The organism is Paenibacillus turicensis (assembly GCF_050461185.1).
Classification (GTDB): domain Bacteria; phylum Bacillota; class Bacilli; order Paenibacillales; family Paenibacillaceae; genus Fontibacillus; species Fontibacillus turicensis_A.
This window is the reverse complement of sequence record NZ_JBCMOR010000005.1, coordinates 309,462-322,009: the sequence shown is the minus strand read 5'-3', so window position 1 is coordinate 322,009 and position 12,548 is coordinate 309,462. Positions and strand designations below refer to the sequence as shown.

The window sequence follows — 12,548 nt, the reverse complement described above, 5'->3', positions numbered from 1 at the left end:
AGCATAACGCGACATATTGCCCTATGGCAAGTAGCACTGACTAGCGCATTTTTGCAGCTTTCAGAAATTGCAGTAAAATTTCCTCCTGATATTGAACCCGCTTGTTAAAAGGTAAGCTCCAACAGGTCTCTACCGTTACCGATGCAGCCTTAAAGCTATGAACCATTGCCATCCGTGAGGAACCTCCTAGCGGCTTAACTTTTAAATTAAAATGGTGAGCTTTACTTGAAATTGTACCATTTAGGCGTGAAATTATTTTTTTGGCACTCCCCATTGCTTTGTTGCCTTTATTCACAATTAACGTTTGCCCTAAATATTTTGCATTTAATTGTGATAATCCATTTGCTTCATGGAGATCAAGATACCACGAGGGCTTATATTTTCGAGCTAATGCCATCCAATCCTTAGCGATCGGGTGAGTAGCAAAACCACCAGCGTAGTACGGAAAGGTACGATTTAAATCAGGTACACCTCTAATTCGCTTTGAATAAGCTTGCTTATTCATAATTGGAGCAACAACCAAAGTGCCCTGACGAAGACCCCATTTTCCTGTATTTAATTTGGCGATCAAGTTTTGGGCTGCTCGTATGCTTGCCGTTTCATTCCCATGTATGCCTGCTGCAATCATCATCACAGGCCCTGCTTGCGTGCTACGAAATAGAGTATAAGGTGTGCGATACGAGGTTTCAGGTGCTAATATCCCTTTTGTTATTTCCATCCCTACGGTCGCCTCCTTTTTCCTATTATTGTATGCACGTGGAGGTAGTGTGCATAACGTTATCAGTCCCGAAATTATAAAAAGAGCCTTCTCCCTAAGACAAAATAGGAAAGAAAGCTCTTGTGGTATCAAGTTTATGCAGGAAAAAGCTGATCTATTTTTGAAATTTCATCCGCAGTTAATTGGACATCAATCGTTTTTAAATTCGCCAGCACCTGCTGAGCATTTTTAGCACCTGGGATAATCGCTGGAATTGCTTCTCTTGTTAAATACCATGCTAATACGATATGACTAATTTCCACGCCTTTCGCTTCTGCCATCGGTCTGAGTTGCTCAATTTTTTCTAATGTAGGAATGAAATTTTCTTCTTTAAAGTAAGGAAGTCCTTTACGCAAATCCTTAATTTCTGTTTGGGGTGTATATTTCCCCGTCAACAGGCCAGATGCAAGTGGGAAATAAGGAATAAAAGAGATTTGTTGCTCGATGAGATAAGGAAATAATTGTTGCTCCGCGGAGCGATTTAGTAAGTTGTATTCGCCTTGGAATACATCTACATCACCATGGAGATTAGCTTGCTTTAGCTGTTCCAGCGAGAAATTTGAAACGCCAATGGCACGAATCTTACCTTCATCCTTTAACCGTTTTAAAGCCCCGATTGCTTCATCTTTAGGTGTAGCTTCATCAGGAAAATGGATATAAAACAAATCAATATAGTCTGTCTGTAGGCGCTCTAAGCTCCCATGAACAGATTCGGTTAAATACTCAGGGGAGTTATCCATGACGACATCTTGTCCAACAATTTTATGTGCCCCTTTGGTAGCAATGATGACATCCTCACGTTTTCCCCGTTCAGAAATTACCTCACCAATCAATCTCTCAGAATGACCTGGGCCATATATAAAGGCAGTATCGATAAAGTTAATTCCTGAATCTAAAGCCGTGTGAATTAACTGCTTCCCTGCTGCTTCATCCAAATTACCGTATAAATTATGTCCACCTACCGCATTTGCACCTACACCAATCGGGTGCACTAATAAATCAGATTTACCTAATCGTTTGAATTCAGTCATCCTTAACATCTCCTATTCATCCGCAAATTTTATGGAAAAGATCCATACAAAATAATAACCCAAAATAGCTTTGTTATACTTTGCAAAAACAAGAGTAAACCTATCGAAATTATACCATAAAACTGGAATAAAAAAACTTTGTATACAATAGACAAAAGGATAACACTATGGCAAGATATGAATGCTGACAAACAAAAATCAAATTAAGCAAAATTAGAACCTACAAAAATACGACGAATAAAAACAAAACTAATTAAAGAGGTAGAAAGATGATTAAAAAAATATTTACATTTAAATGGTGGAAGTTATTCCTTCTAATCCTATTACTGCTCGTCATCGGTGGAGCAATCTATTTACAGCCTTATCAGCCTGAACCCACTGCACTGCAAGCAATGCAAATGAAGCAAGAAGAGGGTATTGCCATTGATGAGCAAAGTCATTGGATTTCCTTTACCCCCATCCATCCTGTAGAACCTGCGGTAATTTTTTATCCGGGGGGACTTGTAGACGAAAAAGCTTATGCTCCTTTTGCACATGCCTTGGCACAGTCTGGACATCCAACTTATATCGTAAAAATGCCGTTAGATTTAGCTGTACTTGCTGGCGATCGAGCTGAAGAAATTGTTAAAAAAGAGCCTTATCAGCAATATGTGATTGGTGGTCATTCCTTAGGAGGGGTTATGGCAGCTAGATATACCGTTTCCAATCCAGACAAAATTTCCGGCGTGTTTTTTCTCGGCTCCTATGCCGATGAGAAAGGGAGCTTAGCAAATATGAAATTGCCTGTGCTCTCGATTGTGGCCTCAAACGATAAGGTGCTAAACTGGGCACGTTATGAAGAAAGTAAAGTTAATTTACCTGCGAATACTAAGTTTGAGCAGATTGAAGGGGGTAACCATAGTCAATTTGGCAGCTATGGCTTCCAAAAAGGGGATGGAACTGCAACAATAAGTGGGGAACAGCAAATGAAGCAAATTGTAGATCACATTTTGCAATGGTTGCCTTAATTTCCAATTGACCAATTTATAAAGGGGATAACTACATTGCAAGGCAATAAGGGAGTTTTTTTAATACTTATTATGTTTTTTAGTTTGATAACATCTGGATGCCAATCTTCTCAAAATAAAGCTGCTCTGGAGCAATACCGACGTGAGGGTTGGGATCTTGACCACTTTATAACTACAGCTTCAAGTGAGTTCTCACAACCAAAAACCGACTATCAACTATCGGCTGAAATTCAGTTACAGAAAGCTGAGAATGGCATAAACGAGTTAAGCTATCATGTTGTAATGCAATATAATAAAATTAATCTAAAGGGAGTAACATTAAGCTTTTCCTTACATCCTGATATGGCTGATAAGCTAGGTATTTATTCAATGAATGCTGTTGTGGCAAGTAGTATTCCATATCTTCCTAATGGCGGAACAAAGGTCATCGTATCAAAGGATTCCCTGTCAATCCGTAAGCCCTTTGGTCTTGCAGTAGCAACCGTTGATAACCATTTTCTTGCGATTTATAAGCTTCTTTACGTAAAAGTCACATACTCAATACAAAATGAACAAAAAATAGATTATTATAAGCTAGAAGTCACTCCCTCTACGGAGTTAAGTTCTTACTTAAAATCGCTTTAACTTATACATTTTATTTACACCAAATAATATAAATTAAGAAGCTTGTCACAGTTCACTTTGAACAATGACAAGCTTTTTTAATAAATCATGCAAAAACACCATAAAGGACATTTGTTAAGCTTCGTCATTGTTTATGTAAACTTTTCTTTTTGTAACGCTTTTAATCTGTCACTGTTTGGGGCAGGTTCACTGCCATCTGTCATAATCTCTATAATTACAGGTCCTTTTCTATCCTTTAAAATTTCGGGAAGTTTGGTGATCTCACTGTTATCCTCGATGACTAGGGTCTTAAGACCGCAGGTTGCCATCATATTTGCGATGCTGATTCTTTTCTGGTGAAAATCTTCAATGACTCTATTAAAGAGGAATTGATGACCATGTTCAACAAAGCTAAGCATAGCATTATTAATTATGAAATAGATAATAGGCAACTGATATTCAGCTGCTGTCAGTACTTCCATTCCATTCATAAAAAAGCAACCGTCGCCTGCAAAAACAGCTACGTTTCGCTGTGGATAGGCCATTTGCACTCCGATAGCCCCGCCGATCGCAGATCCCATAGCCGCATAGTTTAAGCCCGTCTCAAAATCTCCTTCCTCTGGGATTTGTAAATATTGAAATGCAAAATTCATAAATTCCCCCATATCCGCTACGTAAAAGGTATCTCTAGGCATATATTGGGGTAAATCTTCCATGAATTTTTTAATACTAACTCCAGTATTCATCTTTTTTGACGGTTGATTTATGGTCCCTCTTTGAAAGACTTCATTTTTTACTTTGGTATTTTTAATCAGATAGGGTATTGCCGTTGCTAAGTCAGCGCAGATTTTGAAATGCGTTTCATATACCTTTCCAAGTTCTCTCTCATCCCAGTCAATATGAATAACCTTCTTACCCTGAGTGAGCGCTTCGCTATAGTTATTCGTAGCACTCTCACCTAAACTTGTTCCCAAGATAAGAATGCAATCAACAGTAGGATCGTTTACGTAAGAAAAAGCGGCATGGGTGCTAGCAAAACCGTAATTGCCAAGGTTTAAAGGAAAATCCTGAGCTATGACGCCTTTTCCCTCAGGAGTAGTAATAACCGGCCAGTTAAGGTGTGTGCTTAACTCTTTTATTATATTAGTGTTACCTCTTGATCCCTTACCTACTAGAATCAACCCTTTTTCAGAATTATCTATAGCCTTGCAGGCATTAGCCATGATCTCTTCTGATTCAATGCAAGAATGATAGATAGGGGCTTGAAATTCGGGTATTTGCAGTGGCAGATCAGCATTTTGAATGTCAATAGGAATTGATAAATGAACTGGCCCCATAGGAACAGTTAAAGCTGTCTCTATTGCATATGCCAGTTCTTTCATTACATCTTCTTCCTTTAATATTGTTTTGCTGTATTTGGTAATTGGCTTAAAAATTTGTTCCGTATCTAGTTCTTGAATTGCCCCCTTACCAATCTGCCATCTATGAATATAGCCAGTAAGAAACAGGACAGGAGCCTTACCTCTATGTGCATCCCCTACGCCATTCATCATGTTATTGGCACCAACGCAGCCGGCACCAATACATACAGCAAGTTTTTTGCTTACACTGGCATATCTGGTAGCCATATAAGCGGCACCGCCTTCATTTTTAGTAACAATAGGTTGAATAGGAACATCGTTTAATGCATCAATAAGAGGACTTATCGTACCTGCCGGAATCCCGAAAACATGGTTTACTCCCACTTTTTTTAAATACATTAAAATTTGATTGGCAATTCTCATGTATAACCCTCCTTTTTATACAACTACATCTTTTAAGTAATATTTTGAAAGGCTCCAACAGACATCGATTTCTGCTTTTGTAAATGAATGTAGCGTACCAATGGAGACAATACTTATAATCCCCTTCACCTCATCCATTTTTACAACCGGAATAATCAAAATACTATCTACTCCAAATAGAAAAAATTCATGTGCTGATCTGGCATCGTTTTTGGTATCATAAATTTCAATTGGCTGTTTTTTTTGTGAGATTTCCCTTAATACAATCGTATCTTTAATCGACACAGGTTGCTGCTCATGTACTGCTTTCCATTTTTCCATTCCAAGAATATCGGTTTCAGTCTTATAAACAGGCTTTAAACAGCCATTTTCAAATTTATGGTATCCGATATCCGGTATAGCTACAATTTCTAAAAGTTCTTTAAATAACTGTTTTAATATGGTTGTATTCATATATCTTCCCCTCTTGGAATTGTCAATCTGATTTTGTTTTACAAAAATCATACAATTGTAGAATGGTAAGCTTTCAGTGATGTAAGATCACTATTACATGTCAGTTTTCAATATATGTTTCCAATCTTTGGTTAATAACCTCATGATTATTTAGAGATATCCGGCTAAATAAAAATTGCTTGGTGGGGATGCTGGGAAGAAAATTAAAACACCTTCAAGAAAATGATTGAATGTCGTAAGACAAGGAATCAACTTGAAGGTGTTATTGCATAGTGACAAAAGTGATTTATCACTTAGTCCCATACTATAAAAATGCATCTATTCAATTATAAACTATTAAATACGCAAGCTAGATTACTACAATTGAGAGGATTAAAAATTGCACAGCACCTACAATTTCCAGTACTCCTACCTTCATCGGCTTTAATTTTTTCCCTGCATAAAGGAAGGTACGTAAGGCTGGAAAAATAAAGGCAAGGATTACCCATGGCTGTCCAATCGCAAATGGTACCAATAACGCTAAGACATGATAAACTTTAGCATATACACGCCACTGTTTACTAAGTCGCTCTCTGAACACTGTTTTTACAAAAAAGGCGGTCCCTATGAAATACACGAAATTAACTAGAACAACTTGCAGCATGGTGAGGTTCCAAGTCCCTCCCCCAACCAAATAGGCTGCCGCTGCCGCCAAGGAGAAGCTAAAGATGGCACAGATGTCATTAAGCAATGCTCGTTCTTTCTTTTGTTTTGCATAGTAAATATTAATCATCAACAATAAGCAAAGTGGCACAGCAAAAATAAAAAGCTGTGGATAATACATTAGTGGAATAATTAAACAACATATCGCCGCTAACCCGTACCCTGCGCCCCACCGAAGCATTACATGCCGTTCTTTTGTCCTTTTAACCGCTTGCAACAATGGATATGATGCCAAATATAATAATAGCCAGCCTGCAAATAAGCAAATGTGTAGCCAATGAGGTTGTCCAGCCGCCATTCCAATGAAAAAGGGGACACTAACCATCGCCCAGCCGCCATGCTCATGGGGAATGACTATTTTTTTATTCAACGCAATCGCCCCCTAACTCATAGCCATAGCTAGACTATTTAATCATTTTAAACAATACTCAAAGGTTAAAAGAGAAACTTTTCCTCATCCCGACTATGGATTTCATTTACGATGATTAGTGACTCTAGCATTTTCATAATTTCAGGAACTAGTCCATCTGCTTCTCTAAGCTGACGAATATCCTTCACGATGATACGTAATAAATCATGATCGCGCATTAATTTAGTAATGGTATTTTGAAGGTCTGGTTTGCGTTCCACCACTTCCTGATAAAATCCATCCTCTTCTGCATCGGCATGACTAATAATTCGTGTCTCCCAGTAATCTAGCAATTCCTCTAGCGCTTCTCCAGCAAGCTCCTGCTCGTTTTTTTGAATAAGCTGCTCATAAAGCTCTGTTTTTTCGATTGCTCCAGCTATCCCACCCTCATGAATCGCATGATGTGCATGTAATTGTCTTAATGATGGTCCTACTGCCATAAGTATCAATCCTTTCTTAATTTAGAATAATTAGAATAATTTGTAATAATTCATAATAAATTGAATAGATTTTACCCTTAGCTTATCCGCCGATATAAGACATACCAATTTTTTTACGATGGATTGCTGTATATTCTGTTCTCTCATCTGAATAACGGTCCCCGCGGTTCCCCCAGACGCTGCGAATAGCTTCTACTAATTCCTGATCAGTTGCATCGCTACGCAACATATCACGTAAATCAAAGCCTTCTGAAGCAAATAAACACGTATATAGCTTTCCATCCGACGAAATTCTGCTTCTTGTACAGGTCGAGCAAAATGACTCCGACACAGAAGTAATAAACCCAACTTTTGCAGTGCTACCGTTATAACGATAATATTTAGCAACCTCGCCATAATAAGCAGGATCAAGTGGCTCAATCTGATAAGCTTGTGTTATTTGATCTAAAATTTCCTTTTTGGTCACTACTTTTTTGTAGCTCCAGCCATTATCGTTACCGACATCCATAAATTCAATAAATCGAAGTGTAATCTTTTTATGCTTGAAATATTCCATCATGGGGATGATTTCTTGATCATTAACTCCTTTTTGTACAACCATGTTTACTTTTATCTCAAAACCAAGTCTCTGTGCATAATCAATATTAGCTAAAATAGGAGCCGAATCTATTCCTCTACCATTCATCGTTCCAAATAAAACTGGATCAAGTGCATCCAAACTAATATTTAAACGTCGAAGTCCCGCTTCATATAGCTCAGCCCCATACTTATGCAGGAGAACCCCATTTGTAGTTAAACCTATATCCTCAACGCCATCAATTGCGTGTACTTTCTGAATTAATTCACTGACATTTTTACGTAAAAGTGGCTCTCCGCCCGTAATTCTAATTTTCTGCACACCTTGGCTTACAAATAATTTGACTAACCGAACAATCTCTTCATAGCTTAGTAACTCTTCTCTAGGTAAAAAGGCATAATGATCGCCAAACAGCTCCTTTGGCATGCAATACGTACACCGGAAGTTACAACGATCCGTTACTGAAATCCGCAAATCTCGCATGGGTCGTTGTAGCTTATCTACTATTTTGGCTGTCATGGCTACACCTCTTCCTTTATTCCTGTTCATTGCTCCACTGCGCACGACGGTTAATATTTCGAAAAATTTGCTCCGCTTCTGCTGTGAGTTGAAACCCATCAACCCAATACGTGTGCACTTGGTTAAGTAATCTCATAACACCAAGCTGATCTTGTAATAATACATCCTCTAACGATGACAAAACGCTTCTTTTCCACACACTCACAAGTGGATGAGCTTGTTCTTGGCATTGAACTGCACTTACATCGTAATTTTGTATAAAACATCGATCTGTTTTTTTTAATAAATTCATACTTATTTCCGCTGTAATCAAAGGCATATCGCAAGGCAATACGATGTATTGCTCACCTTCTATGTGTTTCATCGCTGTATATATCCCTGCTAGTGGACCTTTACCAACGAACTGCTCATGATCTGTTATTACTTCAAGATGAGATGGAAAACGTTCCATTAGCTCCCTATGGGTCACAATGATCACTTGCTCACTAACGGAGGTTAATGCCTGATAAGCCCACTCATAAAAGTACCTATTTTGCCTTACTGCAAAAGCCTTAGGTGAGCCAAACCGTCTTGATTGTCCGCCTGCAAGTAAAATCCCAACAGTTTTCATTACCCACCACTAACTGGTGGAATAAAGGCAACAATATCTCCAGATTGAATGCGATCCTCTGGTAACGCATATTCCTCATTTAAAGCAACCAGCACAGAGCTTGCGTATTGGCTAAAGCCTATATAGGTTTGACTCACCCATTCCTTTATTTCCTGAACTGTCATCGTTGTAATGGGAAGCACCTCTTGCTCCTTGCCTGTGAGTTCCTTTATTTTTGCAAAATACGTAATCGTAATCATTGCGAAACCTCTCCTTGCTCTGGTTTTCTTTTCTGAGACCCGATCCATTCCTCGCCGTCTTCCCATATTTCCTTTTTCCAGATCGGAACCATCTGCTTAATACGTTCAATGGCATATTCATTTGCCTCATACGAAGCTTTTCGATTCGGTGAGGAAACAGCAATAACCACTGCAATATCAGAAATGTGTAATTCACCAATGCGGTGAGCAATAGCAACGCGCGTGCCGGGCCAACGTTCCTGGATTTCATCACCAATTTGAGCAAGCTTTTTCTCTGCCATCGGCACATAAGCTTCATAGGATAAATAAAGTGTCCTAACTCCATTTGTCCACTCCCGAACATGACCTGTAAATACGGTCACTGCGCCAGCACCAGAATGAAGTACGGCATCCATATAGGGCTGAACCTCGATTGGCTTTTCTACAATTTCAAACATCTTCATCTGTCTCACCATCCATCCACTTCTGTAGCCATTGCTGGGTTGCCTTTATATCTTCTCTTTGAATAACAGTATGATTTGCAAGCTCGATCTTCATATCCACATCAATATCTAATTCAGTATTAATGGGTACAACTACCCCTACAATTTTGGACAACTGACTTAATGAATTCCAATCCTCCTGCTGACGAAGAAGAACGACCTTAGGGTACTCCGCTTGCTTATAGCCTTCAATAAAAATAATATCTGGCTTAGACCATTGAACCATTTCGATTAATTGAGTTAAGTCTACCTCCTGCTGCTGCATATGAAGCTGAATACATCCATCTCCATAAGCAAGGGAACTGATGGCTCCTGACTCTAGCATTACAACACTATCAACTTTTTGCTGTGGCAGTTCTAATGCCCCACCATGTCCATGATGCTTAATGACGGCTACATTTTTACCTTGTTGACTAAGCAGCTCTGTCCAAGCGGCAAGCAGTGTTGTTTTCCCGCTATTTTTGTAGCCAACAACCTGCAAAACTTTTAAATCCGCCATTGACTTACTCCAACCTCAGCACCTAGCAACAACACATCAACGATATCGCCTTTTTTATACCCTCTTGTTCCACCAGCAAGCACCATAAAGGCATTGCCACGAGCAATCGAGCTTACTGCATTGGATTTATTAAAGCCAGCAGGGGTGATCGTCGCCTCTGTGTCTTGGAACTGATATACCGCTCTAACGAAACGTGTGAATGGATTGGGTTTTGTGAAATCTTCAGTAAGTACCGCTTGTGTATAAGGTAAATACGGTTTATTGCAGCCCATGCTTTTTAAAATAGCGGGTCTAGCAAATAGTTCAAAGCCAGTGTAGCAAGCTGAGGGGTTGCCTGATAAACCAAATAAAAGCTTCCCATCCTTAGCTGCAACGGTAGTGACACTGCCTGGTCGCATCCCAACTTTATTAAATAACACTTCTGCACCTAACTCTTTATATATCGCAGGTAAATGATCGAAGTCACCAACAGATACGCCACCTGTTGTAATAACAAAATCAGATTGCTCTAATGCTTGCTTTATACTTTGTAAGCTATCTGGCAAGCTATCGGACATGCTTCCCATAAAATTCAAGGAGATTCCCATTCTAGCTAATTGAGCGGCAATCATCGGTCCGTTACTATTACGAATTTTCCCGTGCTCTAAAGGCTGATCCACCTCTAGCAGCTCTGAACCTGTCGCAATGAGGCTCACGATTGGTTTTTTAGCAACTTGGACTTGGCTGTACCCAAAGGTGGCAAGTAATGCAATTGTTCCCGGGTGAATCACTTCACCAGCCTCGATTAACATGTCCCCAAGCTTCGCATCCTCACCTTGCAGTGATACATTTTCCCATGGGGCAAATGCTTTACGGATCGTAAATGATGCTCCCTCTTGCTGTTCCTGAGCTTGCTCAAGCATAACTACAGCATTTGTTCCCACAGGCATGGCTGCACCTGTCATGATCCGCACGGCTTGTCCTTGTACAAGCTGACGTGTTGTTACACTGCCCGCTCCGATATGATCCACAACTTGAAAAGAGATACGATTGGCTTCACTTGCTCCAATTGAATCCTGAGCAGAAATAGCAAAGCCATCATAAGGCGCGCGGTGAAACGAAGGTACGTCGTGACGGGCGATGATTGATTCTGCTAAAATGGCGCCATAGCTGCCTGCAAGCGTAATCGTTTCAGTTTCACCTTTTGTTACATGTGACATTAAGCGTGAGATCGCTTCTTTTACAGAGATCGGTTGTCTATGTTCAAACAACATTCAACTCCCCTTTCATGTATGCTATACTACTATTACTGCTTTTTAAGACATCCCTTAAAGGGTCTATTGAAAGGAATATAATGATGACAGAACTTACGCATTTCAATGAACAGGGTCGTGCCAGAATGACCGATATTTCAGACAAAAAGGATACTGCACGCTCGGCTAAGGCTCACTCCTCAATTACAGTAAATGAACAAATCTATCAACAAATTAAAGCAGGCGCGAATCAAAAAGGTGATGTGTTTGCAGTGGCTCAGGTCGCTGGAATTATGGCGGCAAAAAACACTTCACAGCTCATTCCAATGTGCCATCCCATCCTACTCTCAAGCACCAATCTCCATTTTCAGTGGGAAATTGATGAGCAACGTCAGCATTATGTCATTTTGATTGAAGCAGAGGTTAAAACAAATGGCGCCACAGGTGTTGAGATGGAAGCGTTGACCGCTGCATCCGTCGCCGCATTAACGATCTATGATATGTGTAAAGCCGCAGGTAAAGAAATGGTCATCGGTCCTACGATGCTTATGAATAAAACGGGTGGAAAAAGTGGTGATTATACGCGTCAAGCCTAGTGCACTAGCGATAATCTCTTATTTCTTATTTCTTATGCTTTGTTGCTTCAAAAACGAGATGCTTTAGCTCTGGTAAAATCAATCGATTCATCGCAAGTTGAACAGCCTTGACGGAACCTGGGAGTGCAAATAAAACTTTGTCATTCACCGTTCCAGCTAATGCTCTGCTTGCAATGGCACGTGTCCCCACATCTTCTGTGAAGCTCAACCATCTAAAGCATTCTCCGAAGCCCACAATTTCCTTCTCCAATAGCGGTGCCACCGCTTCAATCGTAACGTCTCGTTTAGCTATCCCAGTTCCACCCGTCGTAATAATGAAGTCAATCTCGTCAGAAGATATCCACGTTGCTAATTTCTCCTGTATTTCTGTGATGGAGTCTGCACAAATGATACGATGCGCAATAATGTGCTGATTTTCTACTAGCAATTCATATATTTTCCCGCCGCCATGATCATTTTCTACTGTTCTCGTATCACTTACGGTTAAAATGGTACCGACCAGTGGCGACTTCATCTTAGTTGAGGACACAACGGACATTTCATTCACCTCTTTGCAACAAAATTCTTTGAGATTCTTTAGCATTCGTTATATGTTCTACATACGTCAA

The 12,548-nt window shown here is 39.8% G+C and carries 16 protein-coding genes; 3 read left to right on the top strand and 13 right to left on the bottom strand.

All coding sequences use genetic code 11. The features are described 5' to 3' along the window. Nucleotides 1-40 precede the first annotated feature (40 nt). Nucleotides 41-718 carry a succinylglutamate desuccinylase/aspartoacylase family protein gene (locus ABE099_RS03555; RefSeq protein ID WP_430027432.1) on the bottom strand — a complete coding sequence of 226 codons (678 nt, stop codon included), beginning with the start codon at nt 716-718 and terminating at the stop codon, nt 41-43. 134 nt (nt 719-852) lie between these two features. After that, a complete protein-coding gene (locus ABE099_RS03550) occupies nt 853-1,788 on the bottom strand; it encodes an aldo/keto reductase (protein WP_430027430.1) in 936 nt (311 codons plus the stop codon). A gap of 269 nt (nt 1,789-2,057) precedes the next feature. Here ABE099_RS03550 and ABE099_RS03545 point away from each other — a divergent pair, with 269 nt between their 5' ends. Both ABE099_RS03545 and ABE099_RS03540 read left to right on the top strand, forming a co-directional pair. After that, a complete protein-coding gene (locus ABE099_RS03545; RefSeq protein WP_430027428.1) occupies nt 2,058-2,795 on the top strand; it encodes an alpha/beta hydrolase in 738 nt (245 codons plus the stop codon). 72 nt (nt 2,796-2,867) lie between these two features. Further along, a complete protein-coding gene (locus tag ABE099_RS03540) occupies nt 2,868-3,419 on the top strand; it encodes a hypothetical protein (RefSeq protein WP_430027426.1) in 552 nt (183 codons plus the stop codon). A gap of 131 nt (nt 3,420-3,550) precedes the next feature. Here ABE099_RS03540 and ABE099_RS03535 read toward each other — a convergent pair whose 3' ends face one another. From ABE099_RS03535 to ABE099_RS03490, 10 genes are all read right to left on the bottom strand, one after another. Then, nucleotides 3,551-5,182 carry a thiamine pyrophosphate-binding protein gene (locus ABE099_RS03535; protein ID WP_430027424.1) on the bottom strand — a complete coding sequence of 544 codons (1,632 nt, stop codon included), beginning with the start codon at nt 5,180-5,182 and terminating at the stop codon, nt 3,551-3,553. A gap of 15 nt (nt 5,183-5,197) precedes the next feature. After that, nucleotides 5,198-5,635: a GAF domain-containing protein gene (locus tag ABE099_RS03530; RefSeq protein ID WP_430027422.1), complete on the bottom strand. Its 438-nt coding sequence runs from the start codon at nt 5,633-5,635 to the stop codon at nt 5,198-5,200. A gap of 349 nt (nt 5,636-5,984) precedes the next feature. Beyond that, nucleotides 5,985-6,707, bottom strand: a complete 723-nt coding sequence (locus ABE099_RS03525; protein WP_430027420.1) for a YwiC-like family protein — start codon at nt 6,705-6,707, stop codon at nt 5,985-5,987. 65 nt (nt 6,708-6,772) lie between these two features. Continuing rightward, nucleotides 6,773-7,186, bottom strand: a complete 414-nt coding sequence (locus ABE099_RS03520) for a hypothetical protein (RefSeq protein WP_430027418.1) — start codon at nt 7,184-7,186, stop codon at nt 6,773-6,775. Nucleotides 7,187-7,268: 82 nt separating this feature from the next. After that, nucleotides 7,269-8,282, bottom strand: coding sequence for a GTP 3',8-cyclase MoaA (gene moaA, locus ABE099_RS03515; protein WP_430027416.1), 1,014 nt, complete (start codon nt 8,280-8,282; stop codon nt 7,269-7,271). A 16-nt stretch (nt 8,283-8,298) separates the two neighbouring features. Further along, a complete protein-coding gene (locus ABE099_RS03510) occupies nt 8,299-8,892 on the bottom strand; it encodes a molybdenum cofactor guanylyltransferase (protein WP_430027414.1) in 594 nt (197 codons plus the stop codon). Further along, complete coding sequence (moaD, locus tag ABE099_RS03505; protein WP_430027412.1) at nt 8,892-9,131, bottom strand: molybdopterin converting factor subunit 1; 240 nt, start codon at nt 9,129-9,131, stop codon at nt 8,892-8,894. The genes ABE099_RS03510 and moaD overlap by 1 nt, the downstream gene beginning before the upstream one ends. Then, on the bottom strand, nt 9,128-9,574 hold the full coding sequence (locus tag ABE099_RS03500; RefSeq protein WP_430027410.1) for a molybdenum cofactor biosynthesis protein MoaE: 447 nt from the start codon (nt 9,572-9,574) through the stop codon (nt 9,128-9,130). Before ABE099_RS03500 ends, moaD begins: the two co-directional genes overlap by 4 nt. Then, nucleotides 9,561-10,112 carry a molybdopterin-guanine dinucleotide biosynthesis protein B gene (gene mobB, locus ABE099_RS03495; RefSeq protein WP_430027408.1) on the bottom strand — a complete coding sequence of 184 codons (552 nt, stop codon included), beginning with the start codon at nt 10,110-10,112 and terminating at the stop codon, nt 9,561-9,563. The genes ABE099_RS03500 and mobB overlap by 14 nt, the downstream gene beginning before the upstream one ends. Beyond that, nucleotides 10,100-11,362, bottom strand: coding sequence for a molybdopterin molybdotransferase MoeA (locus ABE099_RS03490; protein WP_430030435.1), 1,263 nt, complete (start codon nt 11,360-11,362; stop codon nt 10,100-10,102). Before ABE099_RS03490 ends, mobB begins: the two co-directional genes overlap by 13 nt. Before the next feature lie 86 nt (nt 11,363-11,448). Between ABE099_RS03490 and moaC the strand changes: the two genes are divergently transcribed. Next, nucleotides 11,449-11,940, top strand: a complete 492-nt coding sequence (moaC, locus tag ABE099_RS03485; protein ID WP_430027406.1) for a cyclic pyranopterin monophosphate synthase MoaC — start codon at nt 11,449-11,451, stop codon at nt 11,938-11,940. 25 nt (nt 11,941-11,965) lie between these two features. Here moaC and ABE099_RS03480 read toward each other — a convergent pair whose 3' ends face one another. Beyond that, the gene (locus ABE099_RS03480) at nt 11,966-12,478 is read right to left on the bottom strand and encodes a MogA/MoaB family molybdenum cofactor biosynthesis protein (RefSeq protein WP_430027404.1); all 513 of its coding nucleotides are present in this window, start codon (nt 12,476-12,478) and stop codon (nt 11,966-11,968) included. Nucleotides 12,479-12,548: the final 70 nt, after the last annotated feature.

Excerpts from the sequence above, each read along its gene's own strand:
- ABE099_RS03555 (WP_430027432.1), bottom strand. The coding sequence starts at position 718 with ATGGAAATAACAAAAGGGATATTAGCACCTGAAACCTCGTATCGCACA.
- ABE099_RS03550 (WP_430027430.1), bottom strand. The coding sequence starts at position 1,788 with ATGACTGAATTCAAACGATTAGGTAAATCTGATTTATTAGTGCACCCG.
- ABE099_RS03545 (WP_430027428.1), top strand. The coding sequence starts at position 2,058 with ATGATTAAAAAAATATTTACATTTAAATGGTGGAAGTTATTCCTTCTA.
- ABE099_RS03540 (WP_430027426.1), top strand. The coding sequence starts at position 2,868 with ATGTTTTTTAGTTTGATAACATCTGGATGCCAATCTTCTCAAAATAAA.
- ABE099_RS03535 (WP_430027424.1), bottom strand. The coding sequence starts at position 5,182 with ATGAGAATTGCCAATCAAATTTTAATGTATTTAAAAAAAGTGGGAGTA.
- ABE099_RS03530 (WP_430027422.1), bottom strand. The coding sequence starts at position 5,635 with ATGAATACAACCATATTAAAACAGTTATTTAAAGAACTTTTAGAAATT.
- ABE099_RS03520 (WP_430027418.1), bottom strand. The coding sequence starts at position 7,186 with ATGGCAGTAGGACCATCATTAAGACAATTACATGCACATCATGCGATT.
- moaA (WP_430027416.1), bottom strand. The coding sequence starts at position 8,282 with ATGACAGCCAAAATAGTAGATAAGCTACAACGACCCATGCGAGATTTG.
- ABE099_RS03510 (WP_430027414.1), bottom strand. The coding sequence starts at position 8,892 with ATGAAAACTGTTGGGATTTTACTTGCAGGCGGACAATCAAGACGGTTT.
- moaD (WP_430027412.1), bottom strand. The coding sequence starts at position 9,131 with ATGATTACGATTACGTATTTTGCAAAAATAAAGGAACTCACAGGCAAG.
- ABE099_RS03500 (WP_430027410.1), bottom strand. The coding sequence starts at position 9,574 with ATGAAGATGTTTGAAATTGTAGAAAAGCCAATCGAGGTTCAGCCCTAT.
- mobB (WP_430027408.1), bottom strand. The coding sequence starts at position 10,112 with ATGGCGGATTTAAAAGTTTTGCAGGTTGTTGGCTACAAAAATAGCGGG.
- moaC (WP_430027406.1), top strand. The coding sequence starts at position 11,449 with ATGACAGAACTTACGCATTTCAATGAACAGGGTCGTGCCAGAATGACC.
- ABE099_RS03480 (WP_430027404.1), bottom strand. The coding sequence starts at position 12,478 with ATGTCCGTTGTGTCCTCAACTAAGATGAAGTCGCCACTGGTCGGTACC.